The organism is Phenylobacterium sp., from assembly GCF_037968635.1.
Classification (GTDB): domain Bacteria; phylum Pseudomonadota; class Alphaproteobacteria; order Caulobacterales; family Caulobacteraceae; genus Phenylobacterium.
The window spans coordinates 1-16,256 of record NZ_JBBKVV010000138.1 but is presented as its reverse complement, the minus strand read 5'-3'; the positions used below and the strand labels follow the sequence as shown (position 1 = coordinate 16,256).

Sequence of the window (16,256 nt, the reverse complement as noted above, 5' to 3'; positions counted from 1 at the left end):
GGAAGCCCAGAAGCTCGTCGCCATTTCACTCGAAGGGTCCGTTGGATGACCCTCGCCCCATCGGAACGGATCTCCGCCATGTCCTTCAGGCAAGCCTTTGACGCCGAGCGTCTGAAACGTGAAGCCGACCGCCATGCTCGCGATGAGGCGGAGCGCGCGCGCCAGGAGGCCGACGACGCCCGCTCGGTGGAGCTCTACGAGATCCTGGCCGCCGATCCCGGTTTCCTGGCCGAGAAGAAGTTGGCCCTGGAGCACACCCGCTACACCGTCGTGCTGGAGCATGCCGACTACCGGCTGCGCGCCTATTTCGAGGATGCGCAGATCAACGTCACCGCCGCCGACCGGCGTTCGGCCTCCACGATGACCGCCGCTCCCACCAAGCAGGAGTTCGTCGACACGGTCGCCGAGGCCCTGGACGTGCTGGCCCGTTACCTCGCCGACGAGACCGTTTGATGCTGCATATCGAGAACCTGCGCGCCGAGATCGACGGCAAGGAAATCCTCAAGGGCCTGTCGCTGGATGTCCCGGCGGGTGAGGTCCACGCCATCATGGGCCCGAACGGCGCCGGCAAGTCGACGCTGTCCTACGTGCTGACCGGCCGCTCCGGCTACGAGGTCACCGGCGGGACCGCGACTCTCGACGGCGAAGACCTGCTGGCGCTGGATCCCAACGAGCGGGCGGCCAAGGGCGTCTTCCTGTCCTTCCAATACCCGCTGGAAATCCCGGGCGTTCCGGCCCTGACCTTCATCCGCACGGCCATGAACGCCCAGCGCAAGGCGCGGGGCGAGGCCGAGATCACCGCACCGGCTTTCCTGAAGCTGGCGCGTGAGCACGCCGCAGCGCTGAAGATCGACTTCGAGATGCTGAAGCGAGCGCTCAATGTCGGCTTCTCCGGCGGCGAGAAGAAGCGGATGGAAATCTTCCAGATGGCCATGCTGGCTCCGCGTTTCCTGATCCTCGACGAGACCGATTCCGGCCTCGACATCGACGCCCTGAAGATCGTCTCGGAAGGCGTGAACGCCATGCGTTCGCCCGATCGCGGCATGCTGGTGATCACCCACTACCAGCGCCTCCTGGACTACATCAAACCCGACAAGGTCCACGTCCTGGCCGGCGGCCGCATCGCCGCCACCGGCGGGCCGGACCTGGCGCTCGAACTGGAGCGCGAAGGCTACGACAAGTATGCGAGGGCCGCTTGAGCCTTAGCGCCGCCCTGAAATCCGGCGACGTCAGCCTGCTGCCCGGCAAGCGTGACGAAGACTGGAAGTGGACCGACCTGCGCGGCCTGCTGCGCGTCTTGCCGACCTCCGCGCCGGCCCTGGACCTGGCGGGTCTGGTTGAAGGGCCTTTCGACACCCTGGCCGATGAGCGTCATGTGGTGGCCGGTGGCCAACCGGATGTGGTCATCGACGTGCCGGCCGCCGGCAAGCTGGCGGTCGCCCTGCGTGTCCTGTCCCGGGATGGCGGCGCGCTGACCGGCAAGGTCACCATCCGCGTCGGGGCGAACGCCAAGCTGCGCCTGCTGGAGAGCTATGAGGGCGACGACAGCGCCTATGTCACCGACACCGCGCTCACCATCAACCTGGAGGCGGGCGCGGCCGTCGAGCGCGTCGTTCTGGCCGCCGACGGGGCGGAAGGCGTCAATGTCAGCCAGGCCCAGGTGACCCTCGCGCCGAGCGCCGAGTACGGCCAGACCGTCATCACCAGCGGCGCGCGCCGCCAGCGGATCGAGACCCAGGTCACCCACCCGGGCGCGAACGCCAAGCTACGTCTCGACGGCCTCTACCTGCTGGAGGACAAGCGCCACGCCGACCTGACCACCGTGGTCCTGCACCAGGGCGTCGACGGCGACACCGATCAGTTCACCCGGGGCGTGGTCCGCGATCAATCACGCGGCATCTTCCAAGGCCGGATCGTTGTGGAGGAGGGGGCCGACCGCACCGACGCCCGCATGCGCCACAATGCGCTCATCCTGTCGGACAAGGCCGAGATTGACGCCAAACCCGAGCTACTGATCTTCGCCGACGACGTGCAGTGCGCCCACGGCAACACGATCGGGGCCCTGGACGAAGAGGCGCTGTTCTACATGCGCCAGCGCGGCCTGCCGGAAGCTGAAGCTCGCGCCCTGCTGATCGAGGCCTTCGTGGGCGCGGTAGCCGACCGCATCTGGTTCGAGCCGGTCCGTGACCTCGCGCGGTCCTGGGCCGCCAAACGGCTGAGGGCCTGAACATGGCCTTCGACGCCGAAGCCATCCGTGCGGAGTTTCCGATCCTGGCGCGCCAGGTGAACGGCAAGCCCCTGATCTATCTGGATAGCGCGGCCTCGGCTCAGAAGCCGCGGGTGGTGATCGGCGCCATGGTCCATGCCATGGAGCACACCTATTCCAACGTGCATCGGGGGCTTCACACTCTCGCCAATGAAACGACAGAAGCCTATGAAAAGGCCCGTCAAAGCGCCGCCAGTTTCATCTGCGCGGACCTGGCCGAAATCGTCTTCACCAAGGGTGGGACGGAAGCCATCAACCTTGTGGCCTCGGGCCTTGGCGCGCGGCTGAAGGCCGGCGACGAAATCCTGCTCACCGAAATGGAGCACCACGCCAATATCGTGCCGTGGCACTTCCTGCGTGAACGCCAGGGTGTGGTCCTGAAATTCATTCCGGTCCTCGACGACGGCCAACTCGACATCGCCGCCATCCCCGACCTGCTGACTGCGAAAACCAGGGTCGTGGCCCTGACCCACATGTCCAACGTCCTGGGCACCGTGAACCCGGTGGCGCAGATCATCAGGATGGCCCACGACGCCGGGGCGCTGGTCCTGCTGGACGGCTGTCAGGCCATCGTCCACCAGCCCATCGACGTTAAGGCTCTGGACGTCGACTTCTACGTCTTCTCCGGCCACAAACTCTATGGCCCCACCGGCATCGGCATCCTTTACGGCAAGGCCGAACATCTGGCCGAACTGCCGCCCTATCAGGGGGGCGGAGAGATGATCGGCTCGGTGGCCCTCGACGCCATTACCTATGCCGACCCGCCGCACCGTTTCGAAGCCGGCACGCCGCCGATCGTGGAGGCCATCGGCCTTGGGGCGGCCATCGACTGGTTCGCCAAGTTGGACCACGCCGCCATCTCCGCCCACGAACACAAGCTCTATGCTCGCGTCCGTGAGGGCCTGGCCGGCGCCAACTGGCTGAGGGTGATTGGTGAGGCGCCGGGCAAGGGCGCGATCCTGTCCTTCACCATCGATGGGGCGCATGCCCACGACGTGGCCCAGATCCTCGACCGCTACGGCGTCGCCGTGCGGGCCGGAACCCATTGCGCCGAGCCCCTGATGCGGCGCTTTGGCGTCACCTCGAGCGCACGCGCCTCCTTCGCCCTATATAATACGGAAGGGGAGGCCGACGCCTTCGTCGACGCCCTCAACCGTACCCAAGCCTTTTTCGCGTAGAGCCCGACCCATGGACGACGCCACTCCCGTCTCGACCGCGCCGATCAGCCAGCATGAGCTGGACGTGATCACCGACCAGCTGATCGAGCAGTTGAAGACCGTGTTCGATCCCGAGATCCCGGTCGACATCTATGAACTGGGCCTGATCTACAAGGTCGACGTCTCCGACACCAAGGACGTGGCTATCGACATGACCCTGACCGCGCCGGGCTGCCCCGTGGCCGGTGAAATGCCGGGTTGGGTGGAGGATGCGGTCAGGCAGATCCCCGGCATTGGCCAGGTGAAGGTGGATCTCGTCTTCGACCCGCCGTGGGATCCCTCGCGGATGTCCGACGAGGCGAAACTTCAATTGAACATGTTCTGACCCATATAGATGACATGAACGATCTCAACCTCACCCCCGCCGCCCCCCGCGCCCGCCGTCCGCGCCCCAAGGTCGTCACCCTGACGCAGGCCGCCGCCGACCGCGTGCGCGAGATCATGGCGCGCGCCGAGGTCCCCTATGCGGGCCTGAGGGTCGGGGTGAAGAACGGCGGCTGCGCGGGTTCGGAGTACATCATTGAGTATGCCGAGACCGCAGCGCCCCTGGACGAGGTGGTGGAGGACAAGGGCGTCACCATCTTGATCGATCCCAAGGCCGTGCTGTTCCTGATCGGCACCGAGATCGACTACGAGACCACCAAGTTGTCGGCCAAGTTCACCTTCCGCAATCCCAACCAGACCGACGCCTGCGGCTGTGGCGAGAGCGTGACCATCGAGCCCGGCAAGGTTCTGGACGCCTGAGCCATTTCCGCCCTCTCATAGAGTTGTTCTATGGTATGGATCGGAACAATCGATTTCCCCAATTGATAGAAAAGGGTCTCTCTAGTCTCTGTTGAGTTGGTCACCGGGCGGCATTCGCGCTTCCGGCAAGAAGTCCAAACGCAAGGGAGACAGAGATGGCTGATGATAACGCTCCGGGCCAGTGCCCGATGGGCTTTGGCGCCACGCGCCGGACCAACCGCGACTGGTGGCCCCAGAGCCTGAGCCTCGAAGGGCTCAATCAGCATTCGCCTCGCTCCAATCCCATGGGTGAGACCTTCGACTACGCCAAGGAATTCAAAAGCCTCGACCTCAACGCGGTGATCGCCGACCTCCACGCCCTGATGACGGATTCGCAGGACTGGTGGCCCGCCGACTTCGGCCACTATGGCGGGCTCTTCATCCGCCTGGCCTGGCACAGCGCCGGCACCTACCGCGTCACCGATGGACGTGGCGGCGCGGGTGGCGGTCAGCAGCGCTTCGCGCCCCTGAACAGCTGGCCCGACAACGCCAACCTCGACAAGGCGCGCCGGCTCCTGTGGCCGATCAAGCAGAAGTACGGCGCCAAGATTTCCTGGGCCGACCTCTACGTCCTGGTGGGCAACGTCGCGCTCGAAGACATGGGCTTCAAGACCTTCGGCTTCGGCGGCGGCCGGGCCGACACCTGGGAGCCGGAAGAGCTGTACTGGGGCCCCGAAGGGTCCTGGCTGGGCGATGAGCGCTACAGTGGCGAACGCCAGCTGCACACCGCCCTGGGCGCCGTCCAGATGGGCCTGATCTACGTCAATCCGGAAGGGCCCGGCGGCAATCCTGACCCCGTCGCCTCGGCGCGAGATATCCGCGACACCTTTGCTCGCATGGCCATGGATGATGAGGAAACCGTCGCCCTGATCGCCGGCGGCCACACGTTCGGCAAGACCCATGGCGCGGGGGATCCGTCCTTCGTGGGCGTCGAGCCCGAGGGCGGGGTGATCGAGGACCAGGGCCTGGGTTGGCGCAGCAAGCATGGGACCGGGTTCGGCGCCGACGCGATCACCGGCGGGCCTGAGGTCACCTGGAGCCAGACCCCCACGAAGTGGAGCAACCACTTCTTCGAGAACCTCTTCAAGTTCGAGTGGGAGCTGGAGAAAAGTCCGGCCGGCGCCCAGCAATGGCGCGCCAAGAACGCGACGCCCGACATTCCCGACGCCTATGACGGAACCCGGAAGCACCTGCCGAAGATGCTCACGTCGGACCTCGCCCTGCGGTTCGACCCGGCCTACGAGAAGATCTCCCGCCGGTTCCTGGAGAACCCGGACCAGTTCGCCGACGCCTTCGCGCGGGCCTGGTTCAAGCTCACGCACCGCGACATGGGGCCGATCGGCCGCTATCTCGGTCCACTGACTCCCAAGGAGACCTTGATCTGGCAGGACCCGATTCCCGCCGTCGACCACCCTCTGATCGATAAGGCGGATATCGCGGCGCTGAAGGCCAAGGTCCTGGCCTCGGGCCTTTCGGTTTCGCAACTGGTCTCAGCCGCCTGGGCTTCGGCATCGACCTTCCGGGGTTCCGACAAGCGGGGCGGGGCCAATGGCGCCCGCGTTCGTCTGGCGCCTCAGAAGGACTGGGAGGTCAATGATCCGACCAGCCTGGCCAAGGTGCTGTCGGCCCTGGAGGCCATCCGCACCGAGTTCCAGGCCGGCGGCAAGAAGGTGTCGCTCGCCGACCTCATCGTCCTGGGCGGCGCCGCGGCGGTGGAGAAGGCCGCCAAGGACGCCGGCACGGCGGTCGAAGTTCCCTTCACCCCCGGTCGTATGGACGCCTCGGCCGATCAGACCGACGCCGACTCCTTCGCACCGCTCGAGCCCACCTCCGACGGCTTCCGCAACTACCGACGTGGTGAGCAGTTCATGGCGCCCGAGGAGGCCCTGGTCGACCGGGCCCAATTGCTGCGGCTGAGCGCGCCGGAGATGACGGTGCTGGTGGGCGGCCTGCGGGTGCTGGGCGCCAATGCGGCGGGGTCCAAGGATGGGGTCCTCACCAACCGCCCGGGCCAGCTGACCACGGACTTCTTCGTCAACCTGTTGGACATGAGCACCGAGTGGCAGGCGGCGGGCTCGGAAAACACCTTCAACGGCGTTGATCGCCACACCAAGGCTCAGAAGTGGACCGCCACCCGCGTGGACCTGATCTTCGGCTCCCACGCCGAACTCCGGGCCCAGGCGGAGGTCTATGCCTGCGCCGACTCGCAAGGAAAGTTCGCTCGCGACTTCGTGGCGGCCTGGACCAAGGTGATGAACGCTGATCGTCTTGACCTGAACTAAGCCTCTCGCGGCGGCGTCCCTCCGGGCGCCGCCGCTTGACGGCCTTCACGAGCGCCTCTATCGGCACAGTCACGGTCCGCAGTTCACCGAGGCATCGCCGCCCGCGAGGGTTTGCTAAACCTGCTTAGACTTCATCGACTGACACTTCTCACCGTGCCAGATCGGAAGGGCGATCACCGTTCATCCCCGGCACGTGAGGGATAGATCATGTCGAGAACCGTCATTCCCCTGCAGACGCAGGACGTCTCCAACTTCGCCAAGGCCTTGCGGGCGCAATTGTTGGCCCGCTCCTCGGCGCCCAGTCACGTTGAATTGCTGAACATGCTGGCCCGCTCGGCCGGCCGCCGCAATTTCCAGGACCTGAGGGCGCAGGCCGACGAGCCCAGGCCAGACGCGCACCCGGCTCAGCCTCCCAAGGAGGCTGCCGATCTCGCTGTCGTGGAGCGCGTCGCCCGCTGCTTTGGTCCAGAAGGCCGGCTGACCCGTTGGCCCGCCAAGCGTGGCGACCAGGTCCTGGCGCTGTGGGTGCTGTGGTCAAAGCTCCCCGCTCGCGAGGCGCTCAACGAGAAGCAGATCAGCGACCGGCTGAAGACGCTCCACGATTTCGGCGACCACGCCCTGCTGCGACGCGACCTGATCGGTCTGGGCCTGTTCTTTCGCACAGACGACTGCCGCGTCTACCGCCGCATCGAACAGGCGCCGCCAGCGACAGCGGTGGTGCTGATCGGCCGGGTTCAGGCGTAGGCGTAGGGGCCGCCCTTCTCCAGGGCGCGCCTGTAGGCCGGCCGGGCGTGGATCTTTTCCAGGAAGGCCGCCAGGTGCGGGCGGCCCCCCAGGGCGCCGGCGCGGTCGGCTGCGGCCTCGACGGGGAAACTCATCATGATGTCGGCGGCGGTGAATTCAGGGCCGGCGAACCACTCGGTGCGCGTGAGAACCTCCTCGAGATAGTCGAACAGGGTCTTGAGCTGCGGGTCGACGAAGCCGGCCTGGGCGCGCGCGGCGATGGACTTCACCACGCCTCGAAGCAGGCCTGGCGCGCGCGCGGGCAGGGCGCTGAACACCAGTTTGAGCAGCAGCGGCGGCATGGCCGATCCCTCAGCGAAGTGCAGCCAATAGTTCCAGGCCAGGCGATCGGGCGTGTTGGCCGGCGGGATCAGCCGACCCTTGCCGTAGCGGGCGACGATGTAATCGACGATGGCGCCGGTCTCGGCCAGCACGCCGCCGTCCACTGTGATCACCGGTGACTTGCCCAGGGGATGAACCGCCTTCAGTTCCGGCGGCGCCAGCATTGTCTGAGGATCGCGCTGGTAGTGTTTGATTTCATAGGGCGCGCCCAATTCCTCCAGCAGCCAGAGCACCCGCTGCGAGCGGGAGTTGTTCAGGTGATGGACGGTGAGCATGCGAACCTCCGGAGACGGACCCTAGCCATAGAGGGCCTGACCTCCGGCGCAAGGAGCCTAGCGGCCGGTGAAGGCGGCGGGGCGCTTTTGCAGGAAGGCCAGCACGCCTTCGCGGGAGTCCTCCGTCCGGCCCGCCTGCTTCTGCGCCATTCGTTCGGCGTGGAGCTGGTCGGACCATTCCGCGTCCAGGCTCTCCCAGACCAGTTTGCGGATCGAGCCCAGGGCCCAGGGGCCCGTGGCCAGCGCGGTGGCCAGTTCCATGGCCGTGGCCTGCAGGGCGTCGTCGGCGACGCAGCGATTGATCAGGCCCCAGTCCAGGGCGGTCCTGGCCGGCAGGCGTTCGCCCAGCAGCGCCATCTCCATGGCGCGGGCCTTGCCGATCAGCCGGGGCAGCAGATAGGTCGAGCCGCCGTCCGGCACCAGGCCGATGCGGCGGAAGGCCTGCAGGAAGTAGGCGCTCTCGGCCGCCACGATGATGTCGCCCATCAGGGCCAGCGAGCAGCCGACCCCTGCAGCCACGCCGTTGATGGCGGTGACGATGGGCACGGGATAGTCCCGAAGACCCTTCATGAAGGGGTTGTAGACGCTCTCCAGGGCGGCGCCGGCGTCGGGCCCTTCCGGATCGGGATTGGCCGGGGCGGTCCCGCCGCGGCCCGACAGGTTGGCCCCGGAGCAGAAGCCACGGCCCTCGCCGGTCAGCACCACGCAACGGACCCCGGAGTCGGGTTTGGCGAAGGCGCCGAAGGCCTGCTTCAATTCGTCCATCAGATCGAGACCCGCGGCGTTCAGCGTCGCCGGATCGGTCATGGTGATCAGGCCGATGCCGTCCTGCACGGACGTCTTGAGCTTCGTATAGGCCATGGTTTCCTCCCGGGCGTCGTTGCGCACGATCTAAGGGAGGATACCCCGGCGTCAGGCTAGGGGAAAAGCATCGTCCGTCGGCCTAAGCCGCAACGGCGACCATCTCGGCACGGCTCACGCGGTTGCGGCCACCACGCTTGGAGGCATAGAGGGCCCCGTCAGCCCGTTCCATGAAGTTGTGCGCGCTCTCGCCGGGGAGGCGTTCGGCCAGGCCGGCCGACACGGTGATGGTGCCGAGGTCCTCGTTGGTGGATCGGCGCTTCAGCATTCGCGAAGACACTTCCTCGCGGATTTCCTCCAGCGTCGCGATGGCCAGGTCGCCGCCTTCGCGGGGGAAGATCAGGGCGAATTCCTCGCCACCGTAGCGGGCGGCGAAGCGCGGCGGGGCCCCGCGGCCGCCGATGACGCTGGCCACGTAGCGGATGACCTGATCGCCTGTCTGGTGACCCCAGGTGTCGTTGAAGTTCTTGAAGTGGTCGATGTCGATGACCGCCAGGGCCAGGCTCTCGCCCTTGGCGTCGGCCTCGGCGCAGGCGCGCTCCAGTTCTTCGTCGAAGGCCTTGCGGTTGGCGAGGTTGGTCAGGCCGTCGGTGGTGGCGTCGCGGCGCACCTGTTCCAGATGCTCCCGCAGGCGGGCGACCTCGGCGGTGGAGTCGCTGAGGCGCTTCTCCAGCGACTTGTTTTCCTTCTGCACGCGCTTGGTGGCGGTGGCGAGATTGTCGATCATCGACTTCACGCTGGTGGCGTCATCGCGTTCGCTCAGAGTTTTCGACGCAGTCGCCAGGGTCTGGCCGTAGGCGACGCTGGACTTCTGGGCGGTTTCGATCGCCGCAGAGACGCTGGCCAGTTCCTTGGTCAGGGCGTCGCCGGCGTCGCGGATCTGCTCGTTGAGGCGGGCCTTGGGCAGATAGACCGCCGCAAGCTCGTCACTCAGGGTGTCGGTGAAGATCTCACCGGTGGAGATGATGCGGGTGATCTCACGGGCCAGCTCGCCGTCGGGATCGCCGACGCAGTGAGTCCACAGTTCAAAATTGACCGCGGTCGGCCAGATCTGGTGCTGTTCCATGGCCGAGAGCGCCTTGCGCGCCAGGATATAGGCGTCCGGCCCACGCAGCTTGACTTCGATCCCGGCGGTCATGGTCGTCATCCCCGATCTCCGGCCCGTACACGCCCCCAGGTGGGTACGATCCGATATTCGAAACGACGATAGCCGACAGAGCCAAACGAGCGGTTAAAGCTCGCTGGTTTTTCAGGAGTTGTGTCGGCTAGTCGTCACTCGGAGGACGGGTGGGGGCCACCTTCAGGAAGGCCGGCATGTCGTTGCCGAAGCCCACCACGCGGTCGCCGTCGTCCCGGTCCTCGCGACGCGGACGATCCCGATCACGCTCACGCGACGGGCGCGCCTCGGAGGCGGCCGGGCGGGGACGGTCCTCCCGTTCGCGGCGGGGACGTTCGGTGCGTTCCGGCCGGTCGGAAGACTCGGCGCGGGGCGCGCGTTCGGGACGGGTTTCACGCTCGGGCCGCGCCTCACGGGCAGGGCGAGCCTCACGCTCTGGGCGGGCGGCGCGAGGTTCACGTTCGGCGCGGACTTCGGCGGGTTGCGCCACGGCCTCGGCAGAGGCGGCCTCGGCCTCTGGATTAGCCCGGCCACGGTTGCGGCCGCGAGCCCGCGGGGCGCGTTCGGTCCTGGCTTCCTCGGCCACCGGCTCGGGCTTGGGGGCGCGGACGGCTTCCGGATCGGCGACGAAGGGCTCGAGGGAGGCGACCTCGCCGTGCGGCGCGCGCGGACGTACGCGTTCCCGGTCGCGGTCGCCACGGCCGCCTGATGAGCGTTCGCCGCCACGGCCGCGTTCACGGCTGCTGGCGCGCTTCTCGTCCTTGATGGAGGCGAAATCGACGCCTTCCAGCACGATCTCTTCCGGCGCCTTGCCGATCAGCTTGAGCACCTTGTCGATGTTCTTGGCGTCGGCCGGCGTGACGATCATGTAGGTCTTGCCGAGCTTGCCGGCCCGGCCGGTGCGGCCGATGCGGTGCACATAGTCGTCGGCATGGTGGGGCACGTCGTAGTTGAAGACGTGGCTGACGTCGGGCACGTCCAGGCCGCGCGCCGCGACATCCGAGGCGCAGAGCAGCTTCAGTTCGCCCTTGCGGAAGGCTTCCAGGGTGCGCATGCGGGTCGCCTGGTCCAGGTCGCCGTGGATCGGCGCGGCGTCGAAGCCGTGCGTCTTCAGGGACTTGGCGACGATATCGACCTCGGACTTGCGGTTGCAGAATACGATGCCGTTGCGCACGTCGTCGGCGCCGATCAGCATCCGCAGCGCGGTGCGCTTGGCCTTGGCGTCGGCGGTCGGCAGGCGGACCAGATACTGGGTGATGGTGTCGGCGGTGGTGGCCGGGCGCGTCGCCTCGATCCGCACGGGATCATTGAGGAACTGCTTGGTCAGACGAGTGATTTCCGGCGGCATGGTGGCCGAGAAGAACAGGGTCTGTTTCTTGGCCGGCGTCAGCTTGAAGATGCGCTCGATGTCGGGAATGAAGCCCATGTCCAGCATGCGGTCGGCCTCGTCGACCACCAGGATCTGCACCCCGGTCATCAGCAGCTTGCCGCGTTCAAAATGGTCGAGGAGGCGACCCGGCGTGGCGATCAGGACGTCGACGCCCCGGTCCAGCTTGGCTTCCTGATCCCCGAAGGAGACCCCGCCGATCAACAGGGCCCAGGAGAGCTTCTGCTTCTGGCCCTTGGCGTATTTCTCGAAGGACAGCGAAACCTGGTCGGCCAGTTCGCGGGTCGGCGCGATGACGAGGGCGCGCGGCATGCGCGCCTTGGACCGGCCGGCGGCCAGTCGATCGATCATCGGCAGTGTGAAGGCGGCGGTCTTGCCCGTGCCGGTCTGGGCGATCCCGAGCACGTCGCGACCCTGCAGGGCGACGGGGATGGCCTCGGCCTGGATCGGCGTGGCGGTGGTGTAGCCGGTGTCGGCCACGGCCTGGAGCGTAGCGGGCGATAGGCCCAGTTCAGAAAATTCGGTCATCAGTTGCAATGTGGGCGGGAACGCGCCCTAAAACGAGGCAATGCGAAACCCGGGCGGCGCGGACGGCGATCGTTGCGCGCGGCGGAAGATAGGGGCTACCGCTTTCAAGTCAACGCGTTCCGCGACTTGGAGTTCACCCGTGACGCTTTAGGTCCAGTCGAGGTCAGCGGCGGCGAACTCGGCGTTCTCCTGGATGAAGCGGAAGCGAAGCTCTGGCTTGCGGCCCATCAGGGCCTCCACCAGGTCCTCCACGGCTTCTTCGGAGCGGGGCAGGGTGACGCGCGCCAGGATCCGCTTCTTGGGATCCATGGTGGTTTCCTTCAGCTGGGCTGGCATCATCTCGCCCAGGCCCTTGAAGCGGCCGATCTCGGGCTTCTTGCCCTTGAACTCGGTGGCCAGCAGTTCCTCGCGGTGGGCGTCATCGCGGGCATAGACCGTCTTGCCGCCGTGGCTCATGCGATAGAGCGGGGGCAGCGCCAGATACAGTCGACCCGACCGGATCATGTCGGGCATGGTCCGGTAGAAGAAGGTGATGAGCAGGCTGGCGATGTGGGCGCCGTCGACGTCGGCGTCCGTCATGATCACCACGCGCTCGTAGCGCAGGTCCTCTTCCTTGAACCGCGAGCCCGCCTGGACGCCCAGGGCCAGCATCAGGTCGGAGAGCTCCTTGTTGGCCCCCATCTTGTCGAGGGTGGCCGAAGCGACGTTCAGGATCTTGCCGCGCAGGGGCAGGATGGCCTGGGTGCGGCGGTCGCGGGCCTGCTTGGCCGAGCCGCCGGCGCTATCGCCCTCCACCAGAAAGATCTCGGCCCCGTCGATGGCGTTGGCCGAACAGTCGGCCAGCTTGCCGGGCAGGCGCAGCTTGCGGGTGGCCGAGGCGCGGGCGACGTCCTTGTCGCGACGGCGTTTCAGCCGTTCTTCCGCCCGCTCGACCACGAATTCCAGCAGCGCGCTGGCGGCCTTGGGCTGGGCGGTCAGCCAGTGGTCGAAGGGGTCGCGCAGGGCGGCTTCCACCAGGCGCTGGGCGTCGCTGGAGGACAGACGTTCCTTGGTCTGCCCCTGGAACTCCGGGTTGGAGACAAACACGCTGACCAGGCAACCGGCCTGGGAGACCACGTCGTCGGCGGTGATGATCCCGCCGCGCTTCTCGCCGGTCAGTTCGGCATAGGCCTTCAGGCCGCGGGTCAGGGCCGCGCGCAGTCCGGCCTCGTGGGTGCCGCCCTCCGGGGTCGGCACGGTGTTGCAGTAGGACTGCATGAAACTGTCGGCCTCGCCGAACCCCGCGGGCGTCCAGGTGACGGCCCATTCGACCTTGCCGGCCTCGCCCTTGCGCTCGTAGCGCCCGGCGAAGGGTTCGGGGGTGACGGTCTCGATGCCCTTGACCCGCTCGGCCAGGAAGTCGGCCAGGCCGTTGGGGAAGCGGAAGACAGCCTCGGCCGGAGTCTGGTCCTGGATGCGCGACGGGTCGCATTTCCAGCGGATCTCGACCCCGCCGAACAGATAGGCCTTGGACCGCGCCATCCGGTAGAGGCGGGCGGGCTTGAAGGCGACACCGTCGCCGAAAATCACCGGATCGGGCGAGAAGCTTATGGAGGTGCCGTGTTTCTTGGTGGCGCCCAGCTTCTCGATGCCGCCGATGGCCTTGCCTCGGGTGAAGGCCTGACGCCATTCGAACCCGTCCTTGAAGGCGGTGACATCCACCCGTTCCGACAGGGCGTTGACGACGGAGATGCCGACGCCGTGCAGGCCGCCCGAGGTCTCATAGGCCTTGCCGGAGAATTTGCCGCCCGAGTGCAGGACGGTCATGATCACTTCCAGGGCCGACTTGCCCGGATGCTTGGGGTGTGGGTCCACGGGGATGCCGCGGCCATCGTCCTTCACCGTCAAGGTCCCGTCGGCGTCGAGGATCACCTCGATGATCTTGGCGTGCCCGGCGACGGCCTCGTCCATTGAGTTGTCCAGCACCTCGGCGAACAGGTGGTGCAGGGCGCGCTCGTCGGTGCCGCCGATGTACATGCCGGGGCGTTTGCGGACGGGCTCCAGACCCTCAAGGACTTCGATGTCCTTGGCCGAATAGCCGCCGGTGATCGCCGGGTCGGGACGTGGCTCATGGCTCTCGGCCAGCGGCGCGGCCGGGGCGGGATTGAGCGCGTCGTCGAAAAGGGAAGCCTGGGGAACGGGCTTGTCGGACATGGTCGGAAACTGGATTGATTCGATGGGGCCTCGGTATGAATCGCCCCACCGGCTAATGCAATGCACGCGCCGCGTTGACGCACCAAGGTTGGGGACAAGCTCATGACGAGCGAACAGGCGCCTTTGCGCATCGGCATCCTGGGCGCGGCCAAGATCGCCCCGACCGCCCTGATCCTGCCGGCCAAGGCGACGGGGGTCGTCTCCGTGGTGGCCGTCGCCGCCCGTGATCCGGCGCGGGCCCGGGCCTTTGCCGACCTGCACGGTATTCCTGAGATCAGCGAGACCTATGAGGACCTGATCACCCGGCCCGATATCGACGCGGTCTACAACGCCCTGACGCCCTCGCGGCACGCCGACCTCTCCATCGCGGCGTTGGCGGCCGGCAAGCACGTGCTGTGTGAGAAGCCCTTCGCCATGAACGCCGACGAGGCCCGCGCCATGGTCGCCGCAGCTCAAGCCAGCGGCAAGGTGCTGATGGAGGCCTTCCACTACCGCTACCACCCGATGTTCGCCCGGGTGTTGGAGGTCATTGGCTCGGGAGAACTAGGGAAGGTTCGCGACCTGTCGGCAGTGTTCCAGACCAGGCTCGCCGATGACGGGGCCGAAATCCGCTACGAGCGCGATCTGGGGGGCGGCTCGCTGATGGATATCGGAACCTATCCCCTGCATTGGGTGCGCGCGGCGGCCGGGGCCGAGCCCACGGTCGTGCGGGCCAGCAGCGTCTTCGGGCGCGGTGGGGTGGATCACTCGACGCAGGCGGAGCTGCTGTTTCCCAACGGCGTCACGGCGAGGATCAGCGGATCGATGGTCGAAGAGACGCCGATGGCGCTGCTGGAGGTCACCGGGACCCGCGGCTCGCTGAAGGCGATCAATCCGCTGGCGCCCCAGATGGGCCATCTGCTGGAGGTGAGGATCGAGGGCTTGGAGCCACGTCGCGAGACCTTCAGCCGCGCGCCCACCTACGACTTCCAGCTCAGAGCCTTCGTCGACGCCGCGCGCGGGGGACCAGCGCCTCTTACGTTCGGCGAGGACTCCGTCGCCCAGATGGTGTTGCTGGACGCGGTCAGCGCGGCGAGCCGGGCCTAGGTTCCGCCCGCACCAGGAGCGCCGCCCGGGTCAGCCAGTCCGCGGGATCGGCGGCGTGATAGGGGTGCTCTGCGGGTTCGATGTTGTCGAGGAAACCGCGATAGATCACCGCCTGGCGGGCCGCCGCGATGGGCGCCAGCAGGCTGAGCGCCCTGGCCGGATCGGAGCCGGGGACAGCCTCGCGCCAGTGGGCGAGCCATACCGCCCGCACGGCGTCCAGGGCCTCGGCCGGTAGGCGATCCAGGAACGCCGAGCTATCCAGCAGCGGGTGGCCGACCCCGCTGTCACCCCAGTCCATCAGGGCCAGGCTCTTCCCGTCGCCCCGCAGGTTCCCGGGGTGGAAGTCGCCGTGGACCAGGGTGTCGGGCAGGCCGCAGGCGGCCAGGTCGGCGAACCGGCGCGGCAGGTCGTCGATGAAGGCGGTCAGCGCGCCGCGGTTCTTGGTGGAGAGTTCCGGCGCGGTGCGCTCATACACCTGGGCGATGGCGGCGCTCAGCGCCGGGCCGCGCCAGTCGGGCAGGCCCAGGGCGAACAACTCGGCCTCCCGGCCGATCCACTTGGCCTGAATGCCCACCAGCAGGTCCACCATGGAGAACAGCTGGTCCATCTCGGCTTCGTACAGGTCCTCGCCGGGCAGCTCGGCCATCAGCACGCGGCCGTCGCCGTGACCCAGCAGAGTCGGGACCGCCTCGCCGGACAGGGCCTCGATCAGCGGCCCCTCGTGTCCAAAGAACGGTGGGACGGCCTTCAGCCAGACGGTCTGGCCCTGGACCGGGATGGCCCAGAGGCTCGACAGGTTCCAGGTGCGCACCTGGCGCGGCGGGCCAGCGGGCGTCAGACCCTTCGCGGCGAGGATGCCGCTGGCCCAGGCGAGATCGGCCGCGGGACCGCCCAGCTTGGCGTAGCTGTTGCGCAGCGGCTGCTCGTCCAGTTCGCCGTCCCACGGCTCGGCGGCCGCCACGGGCGCCGTGACTTCCGCGAGATAGGTGACCTTCACCGACTTCGGATTGGGGGCGATCTCCAGCGCCCGCAGCACAGTGACCTCGACCCCGTGCGCCGCGCGCACGGCCTCGATCACCGGGGCGATGTCCTGCCACCAGGGGGTGGAGACGGGCAGGGCGGGGAGGGCGCCGACC

General features: G+C 67.4%; 15 protein-coding genes. 9 read left to right on the top strand and 6 right to left on the bottom strand.

Annotation, left to right across the window (positions count from 1 at the left end; genetic code table 11):
• The first annotated feature begins 78 nt into the window (after positions 1 to 78).
• The 8 genes from AAC997_RS16370 to AAC997_RS16335 all read left to right on the top strand — a co-directional run bounded on the left by AAC997_RS16370 (position 79) and on the right by AAC997_RS16335 (position 7,292).
• Entirely contained in the window at positions 79 to 453 is a 375-nt protein-coding gene (locus AAC997_RS16370; protein WP_340646769.1) for a hypothetical protein, read from the top strand.
• Positions 453 to 1,199, top strand: coding sequence for a Fe-S cluster assembly ATPase SufC (sufC, locus tag AAC997_RS16365; protein WP_340646768.1), 747 nt, complete (start codon positions 453 to 455; stop codon positions 1,197 to 1,199). Before AAC997_RS16370 ends, sufC begins: the two co-directional genes overlap by 1 nt.
• Positions 1,196 to 2,227 (top strand): Fe-S cluster assembly protein SufD, encoded by a 1,032-nt coding sequence (gene sufD, locus AAC997_RS16360; protein WP_340646767.1) that lies wholly within the window; start codon positions 1,196 to 1,198, stop codon positions 2,225 to 2,227. Before sufC ends, sufD begins: the two co-directional genes overlap by 4 nt.
• Before the next feature lie 2 nt (positions 2,228 to 2,229).
• Positions 2,230 to 3,444 carry a cysteine desulfurase gene (locus AAC997_RS16355; RefSeq protein ID WP_340646766.1) on the top strand — a complete coding sequence of 405 codons (1,215 nt, stop codon included), beginning with the start codon at positions 2,230 to 2,232 and terminating at the stop codon, positions 3,442 to 3,444.
• A gap of 10 nt (positions 3,445 to 3,454) precedes the next feature.
• On the top strand, positions 3,455 to 3,808 hold the full coding sequence (locus AAC997_RS16350) for an SUF system Fe-S cluster assembly protein (protein WP_340646765.1): 354 nt from the start codon (positions 3,455 to 3,457) through the stop codon (positions 3,806 to 3,808).
• Between the two features lie 14 nt (positions 3,809 to 3,822).
• Positions 3,823 to 4,227, top strand: coding sequence for an iron-sulfur cluster assembly accessory protein (locus tag AAC997_RS16345; protein ID WP_340646764.1), 405 nt, complete (start codon positions 3,823 to 3,825; stop codon positions 4,225 to 4,227).
• Positions 4,228 to 4,382: 155 nt separating this feature from the next.
• Complete coding sequence (gene katG / locus AAC997_RS16340) at positions 4,383 to 6,548, top strand: catalase/peroxidase HPI (RefSeq protein ID WP_340646763.1); 2,166 nt, start codon at positions 4,383 to 4,385, stop codon at positions 6,546 to 6,548.
• Positions 6,549 to 6,755: 207 nt separating this feature from the next.
• Positions 6,756 to 7,292 carry a DUF2087 domain-containing protein gene (locus AAC997_RS16335; protein WP_340646762.1) on the top strand — a complete coding sequence of 179 codons (537 nt, stop codon included), beginning with the start codon at positions 6,756 to 6,758 and terminating at the stop codon, positions 7,290 to 7,292.
• On the opposite strand, the gene AAC997_RS16330 is transcribed toward AAC997_RS16335, so the two are convergent.
• From AAC997_RS16330 to parE, 5 genes are all read right to left on the bottom strand, one after another.
• Positions 7,283 to 7,948 carry a glutathione S-transferase gene (locus tag AAC997_RS16330; RefSeq protein ID WP_340646761.1) on the bottom strand — a complete coding sequence of 222 codons (666 nt, stop codon included), beginning with the start codon at positions 7,946 to 7,948 and terminating at the stop codon, positions 7,283 to 7,285. The genes AAC997_RS16335 and AAC997_RS16330 overlap by 10 nt on opposite strands.
• Positions 7,949 to 8,005: 57 nt before the next feature.
• Positions 8,006 to 8,809 (bottom strand): enoyl-CoA hydratase/isomerase, encoded by an 804-nt coding sequence (locus AAC997_RS16325; protein ID WP_340646760.1) that lies wholly within the window; start codon positions 8,807 to 8,809, stop codon positions 8,006 to 8,008.
• A gap of 82 nt (positions 8,810 to 8,891) precedes the next feature.
• Positions 8,892 to 9,947, bottom strand: coding sequence for a GGDEF domain-containing protein (locus AAC997_RS16320; RefSeq protein WP_340646770.1), 1,056 nt, complete (start codon positions 9,945 to 9,947; stop codon positions 8,892 to 8,894).
• A gap of 127 nt (positions 9,948 to 10,074) precedes the next feature.
• On the bottom strand, positions 10,075 to 11,841 hold the full coding sequence (locus tag AAC997_RS16315) for a DEAD/DEAH box helicase (protein ID WP_340646759.1): 1,767 nt from the start codon (positions 11,839 to 11,841) through the stop codon (positions 10,075 to 10,077).
• 147 nt (positions 11,842 to 11,988) lie between these two features.
• Entirely contained in the window at positions 11,989 to 14,034 is a 2,046-nt protein-coding gene (parE, locus tag AAC997_RS16310) for a DNA topoisomerase IV subunit B (RefSeq protein ID WP_340646758.1), read from the bottom strand.
• A 102-nt stretch (positions 14,035 to 14,136) separates the two neighbouring features.
• Between parE and AAC997_RS16305 the strand changes: the two genes are divergently transcribed.
• A complete protein-coding gene (locus AAC997_RS16305; RefSeq protein WP_340646757.1) occupies positions 14,137 to 15,120 on the top strand; it encodes a Gfo/Idh/MocA family oxidoreductase in 984 nt (327 codons plus the stop codon).
• Here AAC997_RS16305 and AAC997_RS16300 read toward each other — a convergent pair.
• On the bottom strand, positions 15,098 to 16,256 hold a 1,159-nt coding region (locus tag AAC997_RS16300; RefSeq protein WP_340646756.1), incomplete at its 5' end, for an aminoglycoside phosphotransferase family protein. The two genes, AAC997_RS16305 and AAC997_RS16300, sit on opposite strands and share 23 nt — an antisense overlap.

Coding starts and splice junctions, on each gene's coding strand:
- AAC997_RS16370 (WP_340646769.1), top strand. CDS start 79: ATGTCCTTCAGGCAAGCCTTTGACGCCGAGCGTCTGAAACGTGAAGCC.
- sufC (WP_340646768.1), top strand. CDS start 453: ATGCTGCATATCGAGAACCTGCGCGCCGAGATCGACGGCAAGGAAATC.
- AAC997_RS16355 (WP_340646766.1), top strand. CDS start 2,230: ATGGCCTTCGACGCCGAAGCCATCCGTGCGGAGTTTCCGATCCTGGCG.
- AAC997_RS16350 (WP_340646765.1), top strand. CDS start 3,455: ATGGACGACGCCACTCCCGTCTCGACCGCGCCGATCAGCCAGCATGAG.
- AAC997_RS16345 (WP_340646764.1), top strand. CDS start 3,823: ATGAACGATCTCAACCTCACCCCCGCCGCCCCCCGCGCCCGCCGTCCG.
- katG (WP_340646763.1), top strand. CDS start 4,383: ATGGCTGATGATAACGCTCCGGGCCAGTGCCCGATGGGCTTTGGCGCC.
- AAC997_RS16335 (WP_340646762.1), top strand. CDS start 6,756: ATGTCGAGAACCGTCATTCCCCTGCAGACGCAGGACGTCTCCAACTTC.
- AAC997_RS16330 (WP_340646761.1), bottom strand. CDS start 7,948: ATGCTCACCGTCCATCACCTGAACAACTCCCGCTCGCAGCGGGTGCTC.
- AAC997_RS16325 (WP_340646760.1), bottom strand. CDS start 8,809: ATGGCCTATACGAAGCTCAAGACGTCCGTGCAGGACGGCATCGGCCTG.
- AAC997_RS16320 (WP_340646770.1), bottom strand. CDS start 9,947: ATGACCGCCGGGATCGAAGTCAAGCTGCGTGGGCCGGACGCCTATATC.
- AAC997_RS16315 (WP_340646759.1), bottom strand. CDS start 11,841: ATGACCGAATTTTCTGAACTGGGCCTATCGCCCGCTACGCTCCAGGCC.
- parE (WP_340646758.1), bottom strand. CDS start 14,034: ATGTCCGACAAGCCCGTTCCCCAGGCTTCCCTTTTCGACGACGCGCTC.
- AAC997_RS16305 (WP_340646757.1), top strand. CDS start 14,137: ATGACGAGCGAACAGGCGCCTTTGCGCATCGGCATCCTGGGCGCGGCC.